Raw genomic sequence first — 17,756 nt, forward strand, 5'->3', positions numbered from 1 at the left:
ATAAGAACTTATGCGAAAGCAAATTAAACATATATTAACAGCTGCTGTAACCTTTTCAGGTATGGCAGTATTTTCTCAAAATAATCCAAAGGATACACTTAATACAGGGGTAATCGATGTGGTTAAACCTTATACACCAACCATTTCTGATGCCTTTAAAGTAAAAGAAGTCCCGACTTTGGATGATGAAACCACCGCGACAAAAAAGGATATAAAGTATAATATTTTTTCTTTTCCGGTAGCTTCAACCTTTACGCCTGCTAAGGGAAAAGCTGAAGGAATAGAAAGAGCGAAACCTGTAAAGTTGTTTGATAACTATGCAACTTTAGGAGTGGGCTCGTATACCACTTTAATAGGAGAGTTGTACGTAAATCATGCTTTAAGTCGTACCGAAACGGTAGGTGGATATTTTAGTCATCATTCTTCAGGCGGTGGTATCGAGGATTTAGTGTTCGATGACAATTTTTCAGATTCTAAAATCAATATTAATTATGCATCACGATTACGTTATATGTCGTGGAAAGTTGAAGGTGGTTTTCAGCATCAAAATTATAACTGGTATGGGGTTCCGGAATCTCAAATCGATCAGGCGCAGTTAGATGGGATTCAAGTAGATCATAAATTTAACAATGCCTATGTTGGTGGAGATATCACGTTTGAAGATACCTATTTAAATTCAGGAAGTGCTTTATTTAGACATTTTGGTGATAATCAGGGGGCGGGAGAAAACCGATTTATATTAAAAGGTAAAGCCGATATTCCTATTAATTATGAAGAAATCGCAACCGAACTTAAAATCGATTATTTAGGTGGACGATTTGATAGAAGTTATAATATCGATGAAGAAATAAAATACAGCAATTTTCAAATAGGTTTGTCGCCAACCTATCAATTAAAACAAGATGATTTAACGCTGGATTTAGGAATTTCAGTTTATTTTATGAGTGATATTGAGGCTAGTGATAATAAATTGTACTTGTATCCGAATGTTTCAGCTAGCTATAGAATAGTAAGTGATGTGTTGATTGCTTATGGAGGAATTCAAGGGGATTTGCAACAAAATTCATATTATAATTTTGCTAAAGAAAATCCATTTGTGTCCCCAACATTATTTGTGCAGCCAACCGATCAACTTTACAATGCGTTTGCTGGAATAAAAGGAAAGGTAACGAGTAATACGAGTTATAAGTTTGAAGGACATTATATTTCTGATAAGAGTAAAGCTTTGTTTAAAAATAATGCGATTCAAACCGAGAATCAGAATGCTTACTCGTACGGAAACTCCTTTGGAGTTGTGTATGACGATATGAAATCGTTTGGAGTCTCAGGGGAATTAAGTGTCGATCTTAATCGAAACTTTACGGCATCGTTAAAAGGGCAGTATTTTGCATATTCAATGGATAACGAGGAAGAGGCCTGGAATTTGCCAGACTTTAAAGGCTCATTGTTTTTAGATTATCAAATTGATGAGAAATGGTTTGCGGGTGCTAATGTGTATTTTGTTGGCAAACGGAAAGATCAATATTTTGTTGCTCCAGGAGATGAATTTGTTAATACGTTACCTCCTGTTACAGTTAGTTTAGATAGTTATTTTGATGCTAATGCGCATGCGGGATATCACATAACGGAGCAGCTTTCCATTTTTGCAAAAATGAACAATATAGCCAGTCAGGGGTATCAGCGTTGGCAAAACTTCTCGGTACAAAGTTTTCAGGCATTGGCAGGAGCAACCTATAAATTCGATTTTTAAGATATAGTTTATATAAATTATGAAAAGCATCGCTAACGCGATGCTTTTTTTATGCTTAAAAGTTAAATAATGTTAAAAAAAGAGTGTTTTATAATGGTACAGTAGTTTTCTTGAGTATTAGTTTAAAGTAGAAAAGTATTCTACTAAAGCTCAATTGAAAATTAATAAGACAAACTAACAAAATGATTAAAAAACAAATTCTTTATGTATTGGTTTGCTGCACGTTTGTAATAAATGTGCTTCACGCAACATCTAAATCAAATTTGTCCACTGTAACCGGACATTTAAATTTCGAATCGAAAACAGGAGAGGTAACACTACATCATGTGGTAGACGGACAGTTAGAAGTGCATTCTACAACTTTGGTTAACCAACAAGGCGATTTTGGTTTTCAGTTGCCAGTAGTAGAGCCTGGTTTTTACTTCGTAGATTATGGTCAGTATAACAATCGTTTAAGAGGTCAAGTGATTCGTTTGTATATTGAACCAGGTTTAGAGATTAAACTAGATATTAACGAGAATGACTATGTTTTAAAAGGTAAGCATAACGGCTTTAATACTTTAGTTCAGGAAGCTAACAAAATCAATAATACCTTTAGAGAGTATAACCGATTAAAAGCTATGTTTACATATAAAGAGTTTTTTCCTTTTATAGAAGGTAAAGGTACCAAAATGGTTGAAAATTTTAAAAGGTCAATCAATACTAAAGATAAGACATTCAACGAACTTTTAAAATTAGCTGTTCAAGCCGATTATGAAACTGAATTGTATTTCTTCTTTCGTTTGCCAAGAATAGCCCACCCTGAAAAAGATAATCGACCAGAAATTTATACTAATTTATATACTGAAGGCATTAAGTTTACGAATCCAAACATCTTGAAATTAGATAATGGTTTAATGTGGATGTCAAGCTATTTTAGTTATTATAGACATCGTTCAGATGCGCCTTTTTCAAAGTTAGATATAATCGATAATGAAATTAAGCATATTTCAAGCGATAGAGTAAAAGAGGTTTATATTCTTGAAACTTTAAAAAGCCTAAGATTTAAGCCTGAAGAATATAAAAAGGTAATTCCGCCATTATATCAATATTTAACCTCAGAGAAGAGTAAAGCCTACACTTTAGAGTATGAAAAACAAATGCATAAAGAATCTGGCCAGGCGGGATATGAGTTTACCTATGAAGATATAAATGGTAACCCAGTTTCTTTTAAAGATTTTAGAGGTAAATATGTATACATAGATATTTGGGCAACGTGGTGTGGACCATGTAAAGCGCAAATTCCATATTTAAAAGAATTGGAGCACGCTTATAAAGGAAAAGATATTGTGTTTATGAGCATTTCTGTCGATAACATTAAAGATAAACAAAAATGGAAAGACTTCGTGAAAAGCGAAGCTTTAGGAGGGGTACAGTTAATGGCCGATAAAGATTTTGGTTCTGGAATTACACAGAATTATGAAATTAATGCCATTCCAAGATTCTTGTTGTTTGATAAAGAAGGTAAGATTATTTCAACTGATGCTTTGAGACCTTCAGATCCATTGTTAAAAGAACAGTTTGATACATTACTTAACGAAAGTAAGTAAGCTATTATTAATTTAGTTGAAGAGAAAAAAGCACCGTGAAACGGTGCTTTTTTTATTTCTTTGTTATTCTTGCCAGATAATCAAAATGTTCACCTTCTAAAACGAGTTTACAACTTAAGCCAACAGATTCACAAGTCATTTTTAGGTTTTCAAAATCGAGATAGAGCCATTTCATAGCATCTTCTTCTTCTTCTTTATAACTTAAAAAATAATCCAGTTCACCATAATATTCAGCATTGGTGTCAATCCAGAAGCCACCATCTTCTTCGTCTTCATACATGTATTTAATGTCTGAAGAATCGATTAAAATTTGTCCATTAGGATTTAATAAACCTCTAAGATGTGTTAAATATTTTGAAACCTGTGACGCTTCCTGAAAAATTCCGGTACCATTCATCAATAAAAGAATGGTGTCAAAGGTCTCGGTTTCATCTAAAATGTCTTTCACTTCAGTATTTAAGACACCACGTTTTTTAACCACTTCAATAGCACCATCAGAAATGTCAATCGCTTTAACGTCTATTCCTTTTTCTTGTAAATACAAACTATGACCTCCGGCACCGCAGCCCACATCTAAGGTTTTGCCTTTAGTAAGTTGTAAGGCTTTTTGTTCCAGTTTAGGCATCTCTTTATAGTTTCGAAACAGGTAGGGAATCGGTAATTCATCTTCATCTGAAATACTGGTAGAGGTGATGATATCTTCTGTGTAATTTCCGTTTTGGAAGTCTAATAAGGCCTTTCCGAATAAATCCTTCATAAAGTTGATGGGTTAAGAGATTTAAGATCTCATTCAAAGTCGTATTTTTGCACTATGCAAGACATTATTAAAAATCTTCCAAAGCTCGCCAAAGATAAGCAAAACGAGAACAAGAAATTCTTTAAGAAGCTAAAAAGTAAGCCTCCAAAGGATTTAGATTACATGATGCAGGAGCTGCATGATGAGGAGTTTCAGCGTACCGATTGTTTACAGTGTGCGAATTGTTGCAAAACGACGGGGCCTTTGTTTACCGATAAGGATATTGAGCGTATTTCGAAGTTTTTTAAAATGAAACCACAACAGTTTATCAATCAGTATCTGCGAATTGATAGTGATAACGATTATGTATTACAAAGTGTGCCTTGTACCTTTTTAGATGCCGATAATTATTGTATGATTTATGATGTGCGACCAAAGGCCTGTCGTGAATATCCGCATACCGATAGAAAGAAGTTTCAGCAAATATCAAATCTCACGATAAAGAATGTTGCAATTTGCCCAGCGGCTTATAATATTGTAGAAGAAATGAAAAAGCGAATCAAATAATTGATTCGCTTTTTAGTTTTTAATTCAGATTGTTTAAATTTTATTTTTTCGGATGAACCAGTTTCATCTCTTTAATAAGTCTCTTGGCGTTGGCGTATTTATCAACAATAAACAAAACATAGCGCGCATCGACCATAATGTTACGACAAATATCTGGGTCGTAATTCATGTCGCTCATCGTACCTTCCCAAACACGGTCGAAATTCAGGCCAATTAAATTACCTTCGGCATCCAGAACAGGACTTCCAGAGTTACCTCCGGTAGTATGGTTTGTACCTATAAAACATACAGGCATTTTTCCATTACTATCCGCATATTTTCCGAAGTCTTTATTGTTGTATAATTCAATCAGTTTTTCTGGAACATCAAATTCATAATCTCCAGGAATGTATTTTTCCATCACGCCATCTAAGTAGCTTATGTGATTATAATATACTGCATCGCGAGGTGCATACCCTTTTACTTTACCGTAAGTAACACGAAGCGTACTGTTGGCATCTGGGAAATAACGCTCCTCAGGTAAAGCTTTCATCAAGGCTGTCATGTACTCGGTTTGCAAAGCTGAAATGGCTAAGTTTTTTTCTTCGAACTCAGGATTTACTTCATTGAAGAAGGCTTCAATTATTGGCTTTGCGTAGGCATAGGCCACGTCACTATTTAGTTTTTGTAAAATGTCTTCAGTCGAGCCTTCAAATAAAGCTAAAGCTCTGTCTAAATTCGTGAATGCGGTGTTCTCGTAGATTGAAGCATCAACATTAGTGTTTTTGTATAAGGGCATTACAGCCTCAAAAATACCTTTATCTACAGTGGCATCGTAGTTTTTGTGAATCTTTTTAAGAGTACCTTCAATAGACGCTTTGGCACGTTCAAAAGCTGCTGGGTTTTTTGCAACGGTTTGCTCGAACTGATACGATCTAAAGGTCATTTGCATTAGTTCATTGGTTACTAAAAAGACTTCAACGAAATTACGACGCATGATGTTGATGTTGGCAAAACTTTCGTACTGACTTTCAAAATCAGTAAGAATATGACCGTATTCGTCTTCTAGATCTTTATTCTTTAATGCTTTTTTAAATTTTTCCTCAAATGCTTTACGTTTAGCAATGGCATTCGATTTTTCAATACCTAAATTTTCACCAACCCATTTTTTCCAGGCATTTGCAATGCTAGCTTGTTTAGCAGCGTATTTAATTCTAATATCGTCACTCGCTTTCATGCTGGAATTGATAACACCTAAAGCAGCTTCGCGAATAGCTATATTACTGGGGTTATATTCCTGAGTAATATGTTCGATAGCTACGGCTGGTAAATATTCTTCAGTTTTACCAGGGAAACCAAATACCATAGTAAAATCGTCTTCCTCAATACCATCTAACGATACAGGTAAAAAGTGTTTTGGTTTGTAAGGTACATTGTCTTTACTATACTTTGCTGGTCGATTATTTTTATCGGCGTAAATTCTAAATATTGAAAAGTCACCCGTATGTCTTGGGAAAACCCAGTTATCGGTGTCGCTACCAAACTTACCTATGCTAGTAGGGGGAGCACCAACCAAGCGCACATCATCGAAACGTTCGGTTACAAATAAAAAATACTGGTTGCCTTTGTAAAACGATTTTACTTTGGTGTCTTGCCAGCTTTCTTTATCTACTTTAGTTTGTAAGCTGTTGCTGTTTTTGTCAATTAATGACTGTTTTTCTTTTTCCGTCATATTCTTCGTTACACCTTCAAGGACTTGGCTTGTAACATCTTCGATACGAATGATGAACTCTACATACAACCCTTCATTAGGTAATTCTTCGTCGTAATCCATAGCCCAAAAACCATTTTTTAGGTAATCATTTTCTAAGGAAGAATGTGATTGAATTTGACTGAAACCACAATGGTGGTTAGTTAAGATTAAACCCTTTGGAGAAATTACCTCACTGGTACAGCCTCCGTTAAAATGTGCAATGGCATCTTTTAGACTGGAATGGTTAACATCGTAAATGTCTTTAGCTGTAAGTTTACTGCCTAAACTGGTCATTTCGGTTTCATTCATACCTTCTAAAAGTGACGGAATCCACATGCCGCCTTGTTGCGCCGTGGCTTGAATACAAATGAAAAGGATAAATAATTTTAAATATCTCATGTTTTAATTTTATAAAAGTTTTCAAAAATAATAAGTAATGCGTTAATCGACCGAAGAAACCAGGCAGACGAAGGTTAAATATTTCATAAAATAAGGAGCTTAGACTAAGAGTTGTAGGTGTTTTACTCGGTGAACACAAAATTTATAAGACGGTAACCGAGAAGAAGTTGTTTTTATTTTAAAAACACAGATTCTAAGGCGTTACCAAATTCCACCATGCTTACGCCACTAAGATTAGTTAAAACACAAATAACGATGCCTTCTTCGGGGTAAACGCATAAAATACTAGAAGATCCCATGCCACCACCCGTGTGATAGTATTTAGGGGTTTGGTTTACTGAGGTTCTAATGGAAAGACCAATACCGTAGCCTGTTTTGTAACCATTATCTAAACGTTGTGAAGTGGTAAGTTTAGACAGAACGTTTTTCGAAATAATTTGAGGTGTAATGAGTTCATTTCCAAATTTAATAAGGTCTTCTGATGTTGAAAGGAATCCTCCTGCGGCTACTTTGTACTCGTTAGCAATCGGTTTAGAAATAACAGGCTTTCTAAGTAAGTTTAGTTTGTGAAATTCTGTAATATTTTGTGTCGGAGCATCAGAATGCTCCATGTGAGTAGAATCCATTTTTAATGGTTTAAAAATGGATTCGTTTACAAATGTGCTAAATGGAATTTTTGCAGCTGTTTCCATAATCGAACTTAGTAGTACAAAACCCAGACTACTGTAACGGTATTTTGTTCCGGGTTTCCAAAGTAAAGGGTCATATTTAAAAAGATTAAGCCCTTCAGTAATGCTCATTTTTTTATTTAAAGCATATTCTTTATTGTTTTTATAATGCCGAATTCCAGCAATATTACCACCAAGTTGCTTTACGGTAAAATCATAGCGCTTTCTTGGGTACTCGGGGAGATAATAATAGACGCTTTTGTTAAGGTCAATTATGCCATCATCAACTAGTTTACCTAAAGCTACAGCTGTTATACATTTTGAAATACTCGCAATTCTAAAAATTGTTTTATCAGTTTCAACGGGTGTTTTGGTTTTTAAATGTGTATACCCAAAACCTTCGGACCAAATTAGTCTGCCGTGCTGCGAGACTGAAATTGCCATGCCCGGAATATGTTCTTTTTTTAGAAATGTTCTGGCAATAGATTCCGCCCTTTGAATCTTTGACACTTGAGATTGGCCGAAAGTCAAGACTACTGAAAAAAGAAATAAAGGGGCAAACAGGTGTTTCATGAGGTGTTAGTTATACAGTAGGTATTTGCGTCGTATGTGTTTGAAACTATTCAAATCATCAGTCCAGCTAGCTCTAATGGCATCAGCAGATAGACCAGATTCAATTTGCTCTTGTAGTTTCTTTGTTCCTGCTAATTTAATAAAGAAGTTGTTGAAAAATGCCGATTTATCTTTCGTGTTATTATAAGCATCAATTAGCCATTGCAGATTTAAATGGTTTAGAGGTTTAGTCTGAGTAAGATTTATTCCATAACACAACTTGTTTTCATGCTTTGGATATTTCGCTCCAGTATTTGATCTTGGCGTGTAGCTGAATGTAAACACTTTCGGATTTAAAAACGGGCTACCAAAAATTTGAAATTGGTTATCAGTTCCGCGTCCTGCATTCACGTTTGTACCTTCAAAAAAGCAAAGGCTAGGGTATAAGTTAATAGCAGTGTCGTTTGGTAAATTCGGACTTGGTTTAATGGGTAAGCTATACGATGATTGGTGTGTGTAATTTTTAATTGGTATAACATTTAATTCGCATTGAATCCCATTGTTTAGCCACTTTTCGCCATTTATCATTTTAGCATATTCACCAATGGTCATCCCGTGAACCACAGGGATAGGGTGCATGCCCACAAAGCTTTTGTTGTTAATGTCCAAGGTGGGACCATCAACATAATGTCCGTTCGGGTTTGGGCGGTCTAAAATAAGAACAGGAATGCCTTGTTCGGCGCAAGCCTCCATAACGTAATGTAAGGTTGAAATATAGGTGTAAAAACGAGCACCTACATCCTGTATATCGAAAATGACTAAGTCTAAATTGTCAAGTTGTTCTGGTTTCGGTTTTTTGTTGTCTCCATAAAGGGAAATAATTGGAATACCGGTTTTTTTATCGATGCCATCTTTAACATGTTCGCCGGCATCTGCTTTACCTCTAAAACCGTGTTCGGGAGCAAAAACCGTTTTAATATCTATTTTTAAAGTAGCTAAAGAATCTACTAAGTGCGTATATGTATTATCGGTTTTAAAAATAACTGACGTTTGGTTGGCTACAATACCGATATGTTTTCCCTGTAAAAGAGGTAAGTAATTTTCGGTTTGGTTGGCACCAACAATTATACTGTTGTCATTCTGAGTTTCTTTCAGAATCTGTTGTTTTTCTGTTTGTTCTGCAACTGAATTTTGAGGCTTTTTATCTCCTTTTTTATTCGCACAGGAAATCATGACTAAAACAAATAATAAAACTGTATTTTTGAAAACATTAAATCGCATATAAGAATTTTGAATTACGAGTATTTTTTAGCTAAACGCATTATTGGTAGTAAAGCTTATAAAAGTAGTGTATCGGCACCAATAATAAAAATTGGTATTGCAGCAATTACCATTGGTATTGTGGTGATGATGATTGCCATTGCAACCGGTATTGGGCTTCAGCAAAAAATACGAGATAAGGTAGTGGCTTTTAACGGGCATGTAACCATTACTAATTACGATAGCAATAATTCGCAGGAAAGCCTTTTTCCTATTTCTAAAAATCAGGAATTTTATCCAGAGTTTACCTCTGTTGAGGGCGTGAAACACGTACAAGCTGTAGCGGTAAAATTTGGAGTGATTCGCACTGAAACCGATTTTGAAGGCGCTTACCTAAAAGGTGTTGGTGCCGATTACGATTGGAGTTATTTCAAGGAGTTTTTAATTGAAGGCCAATTACCGGATTTTACTCAAAAACGGAATGAAGATGTTTTAATCTCTGAGTATTTAGCTAACCGATTAAAATTTAAGTTGGGTGATAAATTTCAGATGGTATTCCCGAAGGATGACCCAGAGAAACTTCCAAATATTATTACATATCATATCGTAGGGATTTACAATTCAGGTTTTCAGGATTTAGATGCGCAGTATGTAATCGGAGATATTCGTCATATGCAGCGCATTAATAAATGGGATGACGACCAGATTGGAAACTTCGAAGTGTTTATTGATGATTATAATCAAATTCAAGAAAAAGGCATTGAAATCTATCAGAATACACCGTCCACTTTAAATAGCCAAACTATAACCACAAAATACGCTTCAATTTTTGAATGGATAGGGATCTTCGATACTAATATTTATGGTATAATAGGCATCATGATATTGGTTGCAGGAATAAATATGATAACGGCTTTACTGGTTTTAATTCTTGAACGCACACAAATGATTGGTATTCTAAAAGCCTTAGGAAGTAACAATTGGAGTATTAGAAAACTGTTTTTATACAACGCCAGTTACCTGATTATTTTAGGCCTATTCTGGGGGAATCTTATAGGTCTTGGGTTGCTTTTTGCTCAAAAATATCTAAAGTTGTTTCCTCTAGATCCAAGTGTGTATTATGTTACTGAAGCCCCTGTTTATATTAATTTCGGGTATATAGTTGCTCTAAATATTGGAACGCTTCTTCTGTGTTTATTTATGCTTTTAGTGCCGTCTTATATCATAACAAAAATATCTCCGGTAAAGGCGATTCGATTCGAATAATCTGGGCGTTACCCTTCGGGTCGGGCTTTCGGCAGTCGCTCTCTGTGAGTAGCTCCAACAAAACCTTAATCCCTAACGCGAATCTATATTGCAGAACGTTTTATTGAAAATATAATGCTTTAACTTTACTATTCCTTACTTTCAATATCACTAATATGATGTTCTAAAGCTTTTACCGAAATCTGAATTTCCATAATTAATAAAGAAAGCGATATAATAAGAAGTATTAAAGCAATGCCAAATACCCAAACGGCAAGCGTGTGTTGCTGTATATAAATTAGAAACATGGTAAGCACACAAAGTAATAAGCTGCTAATGCCAAATATTTGCATCGATCGGGTAAGGTAAAGTCGGGTTTTAATATTTTTAATTTGGGCGTATAGTACTCGGTCTTTATTTTTTTGATATTTACTGTGCAAATCTCGAATTGTAGCAGCATAAGCTAAAAATCGGTTGGTGTAAGCTAACATGATTAAAGAGATTGCCGAAAACAAAACGGCAGGTGTGGTAAGTGTTAATTCTTCCATAGTGTTGTAATCTTTACTCAAATTTACCAACTTTAATTGGTATACTAGTTATAAATTTCGTCAAAAAAGTTTTACATTAGTGCATGCGAGAAGACTTTTTACATTATTTGTGGAAACATAAAAAGTTTCGGTTAAATATGTTGGAAACTGTTCAAGGGGAACCGATTGTTATTTCCGCTGTTGGTCAACATAATTTAAATGCAGGTCCTGATTTTTTCAATGCGCAGATAAGCATAGGAAATCAGCTTTGGGCGGGAAATGTAGAAATTCATGTCAAGTCTTCCGATTGGTATTTACATAATCATGAACAAGACACTGCGTACGATAATGTGATTCTTCATGTGGTTTGGGAGCACGATACAGAAATATTCAGAAAGGATAATTCCAAAATTCCAACCTTAGTTTTAAAAGGCATTGTTTCTCAGGAGACTTTGGCTGGCTACAATAATTTATTTTTGAAAACCGGTAAGTGGATTAACTGCGAAAATGATTTTGCCTCGGTAAACGATTTTGATTTACAACATTGGTTAGAGCGTTTGTATATTGAACGTTTAGGACGTAAATCTAAAGGTATTCAAGAGGTGTTGAGAGAAACCAAAAACGATTGGGAGGCTGTTTTGTTTATTATGTTGGCTAAAAATTTCGGACTCAAGGTAAATGGAGCCGCATTTTTAAGTATGGCACAATCTATAGATTATTCGGTAGTCAGAAAATCACAAAGCAATCAAGCTACTCTTGAAGCATTGTTTTTTGGTCAGACCGGGCTTCTTGAGAGTGATATACAAAACCCATATTATCAGAATTTGGTTGGTGAATATCGCTTTTTAAAGCAAAAGTTTGGGTTAAGGAATCAATCGGTATTGCCGGTGCAATATTTTAGATTGCGTCCGCCAAACTTTCCAACGATTCGGTTGTCGCAATTGGCGAGTTTATATGCGATTCATAAAAATCTGTTTTCTATAATATTAGAGATTAATACTTTAGAAGGGTTTTATAAGCTGTTTAAAGTCTCTACATCAGAGTTTTGGAAAACGCATTATACTTTTGAGAAGGAATCGAAACCTTCAGCAAAAATGTTGACAAAATCATTTATCGATTTGTTGCTTATTAACACCGTTTTACCATTAAAATTCTGTTTTGCCAGAACACAGGGAAAGCACGTTGGTGAAGATGTTTTGCAAATCGCTACTGAGATGAAGTCGGAGAAAAACAGCATTGTCGAGGCATTTAATAAATTAAAACACGTTTCTAAATCGGCATATCACTCTCAGGCACTCATTCAACTAAAAACCGAGTATTGCGATAAAAATAAATGTTTACAATGCAGTATAGGGAATAAACTTATTGTAAAAAATACATAGAAAGTAAGGGGTAAGGACTTATGAAACGTATTTATGCAACAGTCGTATTTGTTTGACTTTATTTAATTTGAGTAATTGTCAAACTTTATAGTTAAATTGCGACAGGTATTAAAGATTGAAAAAAGAAATTATGAATGTAGTTTATAAGCCACTATTGTTTTTTCAAAAGCATGGATATTACGTTTGTCAGCGTATTGCCGACCGTTTTGGTATACGAGCCAAGGTGGTTAGAATATCTTTTATGTATTTAACGTTTGTGACTTTAGGTTTTGGTTTTGCTCTGTATTTATTTTTGGCGTTTTGGATTCATATAAAAGATTTGTTGTATACCAAACGCTCTTCAGTTTTCGATTTATAAGTCTCTATTTTAAAAATTATATTTAATATTACCATATGAGTTACATCTGTCTTAAAACCCTAAATAGCTAACAGATGAATCCACTATTAAAATTTTTTAAAACTAAAATCTATACCGCTATATTTCTTTTGGCGGCTATGATTTCATTGGGGGTATTGGGTTATAAGCTAATAGCAAATTACTCCTGGGTTGATGCTGTTTATATGACCGTTATTACTATGACTACCGTGGGGTTTGGTGAGGTCGTGCCTTTAAATCAGGAATCTAAAATTTTTACTGTATTTTTAATTCTAGCCAGTGTGGTAATTATGGGTTACGCATTATCTATTATTACAGAATACATTTTGAGTAAAAATAATGTTGAAGAATTAAAACAAAAAAAGATGCAGAAAAACATTGATAGCTTTAAAAATCATGTGGTGATATGTGGCTATGGCAGAAATGGTAAGCAGGCTGCAAGAAAGTTACTGGCACATAAAAAGCAGTTTGTTGTTATTGAAAAGAACAAGGAGATGGAAGAGCGCCTGCAGCAAGATGAAGTGCCTTATGTTATTGGTAACGCTAATGATGATGCTATTTTAATTCAGGCGGGAATAGATCGCGCTTCAAGTTTTATATCGGCTTTACCAAACGATGCCGATAATTTGTTTGTAGTACTTTCAACAAGGCAAATAAATAATTCTATAAATATTATAAGTCGCGCTTCACACGAATCGTCATATACGAAGTTAAAGTTTGCAGGTGCTAATAACGTAATCCTTCCAGATAAAATTGGCGGAGATCATATGGCATCATTAGTGGTAGTTCCAGGATTAATGGAATTTATTGATAACCTGTCTATTGTAGGGAAATCAAATATCAATATTGAAGAGGTAGCTGTTGAAAAATTATATAGAGACAATCCCTCTGTAAAAACCATTCGTGATTTAGACTTACGCCGCAAAACAGGTTGTACTATCATTGGGTACAAAGACGAAAATGGAGAGTATGTGGTAAATCCGGAAGCAGATCTTGAACTAGCAGCAAATTCAAAAATTATTGTGTTGGGAAGACCAGAGCAAATAGAAACATTGAACGACGCATACAATATTACCTAGCTTAGTACTATTTTACCTAAGATTAGTATTTTAACAACAGATGTTTTAGAAATCGATTTTTTTTTAGCATCTTGCCGACTTTTAATAAGAATACTTCAAAAAACTAAAAAAAATTAACTTTAAAATTTTCTTTATGAAGAGATATCTTCTTTCATTATTTACATTATTACTTCCAATTTTAACATTTGCACAAGAGTCAACTTCCGAAAAATTCGATCGTGTTTTCAAAGAATATACCGGGTGGTTCGTTGAAGGTATTTTTTATGAAATTCCATTTTCTGACGACTACCGCATTCCTTGGGTGTTAATTGTGTTAATTGGAGGCGCTTTGTTCTTTACCTTTTATTTCAAGTTTATAAACTTCACAGGTTTCAGAACAGCTTTACTTGTTGTTAAAGGTAAGTATGAAGACATCGAAAAACACGGAGCAGATACATTATATGGTGATATGACTCACAATGAGGAGCATAACATTATTGAAACATTGAGAGATGACAGTGTTCATGGAGAGGTGTCGCACTTCCAGGCCTTAACGGCAGCTTTATCTGCAACAGTAGGTTTAGGAAATATAGCAGGGGTTGCCGTAGCCTTATCTATTGGTGGTCCTGGTGCAACTTTCTGGATGATAGTAGCAGGTCTATTAGGAATGGCTTCTAAATTCGCTGAATGTACTTTAGGGGTTAAATATAGAGATGTAGGTGAAGATGGAACTGTTTACGGAGGACCAATGTATTATTTAACCAAAGGTTTCGCTGAAAAAGGCATGAAACCACTAGGGAAAGTATTAGCCGTAGTTTTTGCTATTTTCGTAGTAGGTGGTTCTTTTGGTGGAGGAAATATGTTCCAGGCGAATCAGGCAGCGGCCCAGTTTACTAAATTATTCAATTTACAAAGTGATAATGCTGGTATGTACTTCGGATTTATTATGGCAGCGTTAGTAGCGGTTGTAATTATTGGAGGTATTAAACGTATTGCTTCGGTAACCGAAAAAGTAGTGCCTTTTATGGCGGGTATTTATGTGTTGGCATCATTAATTATTTTAGGAGCGAACTGGCATTTAATCGACGATGCATTCGGATTGATTTACGAAGGAGCATTTTCTGGTTTAGGTATTGCAGGTGGTCTTGTAGGAGTTATGATTCAGGGGATTAGAAGAGGGGCCTTTTCTAACGAAGCTGGCGTAGGTAGTGCCGCTATTGCGCACTCGGCAGTAAGAACAAAATATCCAGCAAGTGAAGGTATTGTAGCACTTTTAGAACCGTTTGTAGATACGGTTGTTATTTGTACCATGACGGCTTTAGTAATTGTAATTACAAACTTCGATGGCGCATTCATGGAATATGGGGTGCCAATTAAAGAAGGTGTAGAGTTAACAGCAACCGCTTTCGATTCTGTTATTCCTCACTTCTCAATTATTTTAACTATTGCGGTAATCTTATTCGCCTTCTCAACAATGGTTTCTTGGTCTTACTATGGTATGCAAGGTTGGGTGTTTTTATTCGGAAAGGGTAAGAAAACCGATTTAATATATAAAATATTATTCTTATTTTTCGTAATTGTAGGATCATCTATCAGCCTTGGTGCGGTAATTGATTTCTCTGATGCGATGATTTTTGCGATGGTTGTGCCAAATATTATAGGTGTTGTGGTGCTATCTCCAATTATCAGAAAAGAATTGAAAAAATACATGAGAGCGATTACTGTTAAGGAAGATGCTCTTGAAGAAGGAGCTGAAGATCTTACCAAGCATATGTAAAACTAAAAACTAACTCAATATGAAATCCCATTTCACGTTTACTAAACAACAGCGAAATGGGATTTTTTTATTGTTGCTTATTATTGTAGTTCTTCAGGTTTCTTACTATGTCGTTAACCGCGCTTCAGACGATTATACAGTCGATCAGGTAGTATTGGAAAAGTTTACTCATGAGTTAGATTCGCTTCGTTTGGCTAAGTTGGAAGAAAGTAAACCTAAAATCTATCCGTTCAACCCCAATTATATAACCGATCATAAAGGAAGTATGCTGGGGATGTCTAATGAAGAAATCGATCGGCTTTTAAATTACAGAAAGCAAAACAAGTGGATTAATTCTGCTGAAGATTTTAAAAAGGTTACTCAGGTTTCAGATTCACTGTTAGAAATAATCTCTCCCTATTTTAAATTTCCGGAATGGGTAACAAATCCGAAGCCTAGTTTTTCAAAATCGTATGCGAATACGGCAAAAACATTTGCAGAGAAAAAGGACTTAAATACCGCAACAGCTAAACAATTACAGCGCGTTAATGGAATAGGCGAGGTGTTGTCTGGTCGTATTGTGAAATTCAGAAATAAATTTCCGGGAGGCTTTATTGCAGATATTCAGTTGCAAGATGTTTATGGTTTAACGCCTGAGGTTATTCAGCGTGTTTGTATGGATTTTACGGTGAAAACGCCTAGACAGATTGAAAAAATAGCATTAAATAAAGCTACGGTAGATCAGTTGGTTACTATTCAGCATATCGATTACGAATTAGCATATCGAATTATAGAACAAAGAAAGTTGAGAGATGGTTATAAATCCATCGACGAATTAACAAAAGTTAAAGGCTTTCCTATTAATAAAATAGATATAATTGAATTATATTTGTCGCTCGATTGAAAAAAATAGACAGATTAATGAATAGTATGTACTTCACCGAAGAACATCACCTTTTTAGAAAAAGCCTTCAAGATTTTTTACAAAAAGAAGTTGTACCTCATATAGAAAACTGGGAGAAAACCGGAACCATCGATAGATTTATTTGGAAGAAGTTTGGCGATATGGGATTCTTCGGAATCAATTATCCGGAAGCTTACGGCGGATTAAATTTAGATTTGTTTTATACAGTTATTCTTCTTGAAGAACTTCAAAAGATAAATTCCGGCGGATTTGCTGCTGCCATTTGGGCACATATGTATTTAGCCATGACACATCTTAATGCTGAAGGCGATGAGACTATTAAGCAAAACTATTTAGCCCCAAGTATAGCCGGCGATAAAATAGGATGTTTATGTATTACGGAACCTTTTGGAGGTAGCGATGTGGCTGGTATGCGATCTACAGCGGTTAAAGAAGGCGACTATTATATTTTAAATGGATCTAAAACGTTTATTACCAATGGAGTTTACAGCGATTATTTAATTGTTGCTGCTAAAACAAATCCTGAATTAGGAAATAAAGGGGTTAGTATTTTTGTGGTCGATCGTGAAACGGAAGGTATTACCGCTACCAAACTTAATAAATTAGGTTGGCGAGCGTCTGATACTGCAGAAATAGCGTTTGATAACGTTAAAATACCGGTAGCCAATTTAATGGGTGAAGAAAATAAAGGCTTTGCATATATTATGCAGCATTTTTCTTTAGAGCGTTTAATTATGGGGATTAATGCGCATGCCAGAGCTGAATTTGCATTAGAATATGCGGTGCAGTATATGTCGGAGCGTATGGCCTTTGGTAAGTCTATAGATCAGTTTCAAGCCTTACGTCATTCCATTTCTGATTTATATACCGAAATGGAAATCTGTAAAGAGTTTAATTATTCGGTGGCGTATCGATTAAATAAAGGGGAGTATGTGGTAAAGCACGCCACCATGTCTAAGTTAAAGTCAACAAAAATGGCCGACGAGGTGATTTACCAGTGTCTGCAATTTTTAGGAGGTTATGGTTATATGGAAGATTATCCGTTAGCGCGTTTATTGCGCGATAGCCGTTTGGGGCCAATCGGTGGAGGTACATCGGAAATTCTTCGAGAAATTATCGCCAAAATAATTATCGACAAAAAGGAGTATAAACCAGCGACAAAATAGTCGATTCGGTTTTAAAGATTCAACAATATAGTACTTTGAAAACCAGCCTATTTTGGCTGGTTTTATTT

At 35.1% G+C, this 17,756-nt stretch carries 15 protein-coding genes; 10 read left to right on the forward strand and 5 right to left on the reverse strand.

Annotated features, from left to right (window positions below):
* Positions 1–10: 10 nt before the first annotated feature.
* Together ICJ85_RS09850 and ICJ85_RS09855 are read left to right on the forward strand one after the other, a co-directional pair.
* Positions 11–1,750 (forward strand): porin family protein, encoded by a 1,740-nt coding sequence (locus ICJ85_RS09850; protein ID WP_188223619.1) that lies wholly within the window; start codon positions 11–13, stop codon positions 1,748–1,750.
* Between the two features lie 182 nt (positions 1,751–1,932).
* Positions 1,933–3,339 carry a TlpA family protein disulfide reductase gene (locus ICJ85_RS09855; RefSeq protein ID WP_241739527.1) on the forward strand — a complete coding sequence of 469 codons (1,407 nt, stop codon included), beginning with the start codon at positions 1,933–1,935 and terminating at the stop codon, positions 3,337–3,339.
* A gap of 52 nt (positions 3,340–3,391) precedes the next feature.
* Here the strand turns inward: ICJ85_RS09855 and ICJ85_RS09860 are convergent, their stop codons facing one another.
* Positions 3,392–4,096 carry a class I SAM-dependent methyltransferase gene (locus ICJ85_RS09860; RefSeq protein WP_188223620.1) on the reverse strand — a complete coding sequence of 235 codons (705 nt, stop codon included), beginning with the start codon at positions 4,094–4,096 and terminating at the stop codon, positions 3,392–3,394.
* 54 nt (positions 4,097–4,150) lie between these two features.
* Between ICJ85_RS09860 and ICJ85_RS09865 the strand changes: the two genes are divergently transcribed.
* A complete protein-coding gene (locus ICJ85_RS09865; RefSeq protein ID WP_188223621.1) occupies positions 4,151–4,642 on the forward strand; it encodes a YkgJ family cysteine cluster protein in 492 nt (163 codons plus the stop codon).
* A 40-nt stretch (positions 4,643–4,682) separates the two neighbouring features.
* Here the strand turns inward: ICJ85_RS09865 and ICJ85_RS09870 are convergent, their stop codons facing one another.
* The 3 genes from ICJ85_RS09870 to ICJ85_RS09880 form a co-directional block, all read right to left on the reverse strand.
* The gene (locus ICJ85_RS09870) at positions 4,683–6,773 is read right to left on the reverse strand and encodes a S46 family peptidase (RefSeq protein ID WP_188223622.1); all 2,091 of its coding nucleotides are present in this window, start codon (positions 6,771–6,773) and stop codon (positions 4,683–4,685) included.
* Positions 6,774–6,946: 173 nt separating this feature from the next.
* Positions 6,947–8,014, reverse strand: coding sequence for a serine hydrolase domain-containing protein (locus tag ICJ85_RS09875; RefSeq protein WP_188223623.1), 1,068 nt, complete (start codon positions 8,012–8,014; stop codon positions 6,947–6,949).
* A 6-nt stretch (positions 8,015–8,020) separates the two neighbouring features.
* Positions 8,021–9,274: an exo-beta-N-acetylmuramidase NamZ family protein gene (locus ICJ85_RS09880; protein ID WP_188223624.1), complete on the reverse strand. Its 1,254-nt coding sequence runs from the start codon at positions 9,272–9,274 to the stop codon at positions 8,021–8,023.
* Between the two features lie 9 nt (positions 9,275–9,283).
* Here ICJ85_RS09880 and ICJ85_RS09885 point away from each other — a divergent pair, with 9 nt between their 5' ends.
* Complete coding sequence (locus ICJ85_RS09885; protein ID WP_188223625.1) at positions 9,284–10,519, forward strand: ABC transporter permease; 1,236 nt, start codon at positions 9,284–9,286, stop codon at positions 10,517–10,519.
* Between the two features lie 128 nt (positions 10,520–10,647).
* Here the strand turns inward: ICJ85_RS09885 and ICJ85_RS09890 are convergent, their stop codons facing one another.
* Entirely contained in the window at positions 10,648–11,046 is a 399-nt protein-coding gene (locus tag ICJ85_RS09890; protein ID WP_188223655.1) for a DUF2721 domain-containing protein, read from the reverse strand.
* Positions 11,047–11,129: 83 nt separating this feature from the next.
* On the opposite strand from ICJ85_RS09890, the gene ICJ85_RS09895 reads away from it, so the two are divergent.
* From ICJ85_RS09895 to ICJ85_RS09920, 6 genes are all read left to right on the forward strand, one after another.
* Positions 11,130–12,407 (forward strand): DUF2851 family protein, encoded by a 1,278-nt coding sequence (locus ICJ85_RS09895; RefSeq protein WP_188223626.1) that lies wholly within the window; start codon positions 11,130–11,132, stop codon positions 12,405–12,407.
* 130 nt (positions 12,408–12,537) lie between these two features.
* Positions 12,538–12,765 carry a PspC domain-containing protein gene (locus ICJ85_RS09900; protein ID WP_188223627.1) on the forward strand — a complete coding sequence of 76 codons (228 nt, stop codon included), beginning with the start codon at positions 12,538–12,540 and terminating at the stop codon, positions 12,763–12,765.
* A 74-nt stretch (positions 12,766–12,839) separates the two neighbouring features.
* Complete coding sequence (locus tag ICJ85_RS09905) at positions 12,840–13,862, forward strand: potassium channel family protein (protein ID WP_188223628.1); 1,023 nt, start codon at positions 12,840–12,842, stop codon at positions 13,860–13,862.
* A gap of 133 nt (positions 13,863–13,995) precedes the next feature.
* Complete coding sequence (locus ICJ85_RS09910; protein WP_188223629.1) at positions 13,996–15,618, forward strand: alanine/glycine:cation symporter family protein; 1,623 nt, start codon at positions 13,996–13,998, stop codon at positions 15,616–15,618.
* 19 nt (positions 15,619–15,637) lie between these two features.
* Entirely contained in the window at positions 15,638–16,501 is an 864-nt protein-coding gene (locus ICJ85_RS09915) for a ComEA family DNA-binding protein (protein ID WP_188223630.1), read from the forward strand.
* Positions 16,502–16,518: 17 nt separating this feature from the next.
* The gene (locus ICJ85_RS09920; protein WP_188223631.1) at positions 16,519–17,688 is read left to right on the forward strand and encodes an acyl-CoA dehydrogenase family protein; all 1,170 of its coding nucleotides are present in this window, start codon (positions 16,519–16,521) and stop codon (positions 17,686–17,688) included.
* Positions 17,689–17,756 lie beyond the last annotated feature (68 nt).

The organism is Aestuariibaculum marinum (assembly GCF_014596975.1).
GTDB classification, from domain to species: Bacteria; Bacteroidota; Bacteroidia; order Flavobacteriales; family Flavobacteriaceae; genus Aestuariibaculum; species Aestuariibaculum marinum.

Excerpts from the sequence above, each read along its gene's own strand:
- ICJ85_RS09895 (WP_188223626.1), top strand. The coding sequence starts at position 11,130 with ATGCGAGAAGACTTTTTACATTATTTGTGGAAACATAAAAAGTTTCGG.
- ICJ85_RS09905 (WP_188223628.1), top strand. The coding sequence starts at position 12,840 with ATGAATCCACTATTAAAATTTTTTAAAACTAAAATCTATACCGCTATA.
- ICJ85_RS09890 (WP_188223655.1), bottom strand. The coding sequence starts at position 11,046 with ATGGAAGAATTAACACTTACCACACCTGCCGTTTTGTTTTCGGCAATC.
- ICJ85_RS09855 (WP_241739527.1), top strand. The coding sequence starts at position 1,933 with ATGATTAAAAAACAAATTCTTTATGTATTGGTTTGCTGCACGTTTGTA.
- ICJ85_RS09860 (WP_188223620.1), bottom strand. The coding sequence starts at position 4,096 with ATGAAGGATTTATTCGGAAAGGCCTTATTAGACTTCCAAAACGGAAAT.
- ICJ85_RS09870 (WP_188223622.1), bottom strand. The coding sequence starts at position 6,773 with ATGAGATATTTAAAATTATTTATCCTTTTCATTTGTATTCAAGCCACG.
- ICJ85_RS09910 (WP_188223629.1), top strand. The coding sequence starts at position 13,996 with ATGAAGAGATATCTTCTTTCATTATTTACATTATTACTTCCAATTTTA.
- ICJ85_RS09900 (WP_188223627.1), top strand. The coding sequence starts at position 12,538 with ATGAATGTAGTTTATAAGCCACTATTGTTTTTTCAAAAGCATGGATAT.
- ICJ85_RS09865 (WP_188223621.1), top strand. The coding sequence starts at position 4,151 with ATGCAAGACATTATTAAAAATCTTCCAAAGCTCGCCAAAGATAAGCAA.
- ICJ85_RS09920 (WP_188223631.1), top strand. The coding sequence starts at position 16,519 with ATGAATAGTATGTACTTCACCGAAGAACATCACCTTTTTAGAAAAAGC.
- ICJ85_RS09850 (WP_188223619.1), top strand. The coding sequence starts at position 11 with ATGCGAAAGCAAATTAAACATATATTAACAGCTGCTGTAACCTTTTCA.
- ICJ85_RS09915 (WP_188223630.1), top strand. The coding sequence starts at position 15,638 with ATGAAATCCCATTTCACGTTTACTAAACAACAGCGAAATGGGATTTTT.
- ICJ85_RS09880 (WP_188223624.1), bottom strand. The coding sequence starts at position 9,274 with ATGCGATTTAATGTTTTCAAAAATACAGTTTTATTATTTGTTTTAGTC.
- ICJ85_RS09875 (WP_188223623.1), bottom strand. The coding sequence starts at position 8,014 with ATGAAACACCTGTTTGCCCCTTTATTTCTTTTTTCAGTAGTCTTGACT.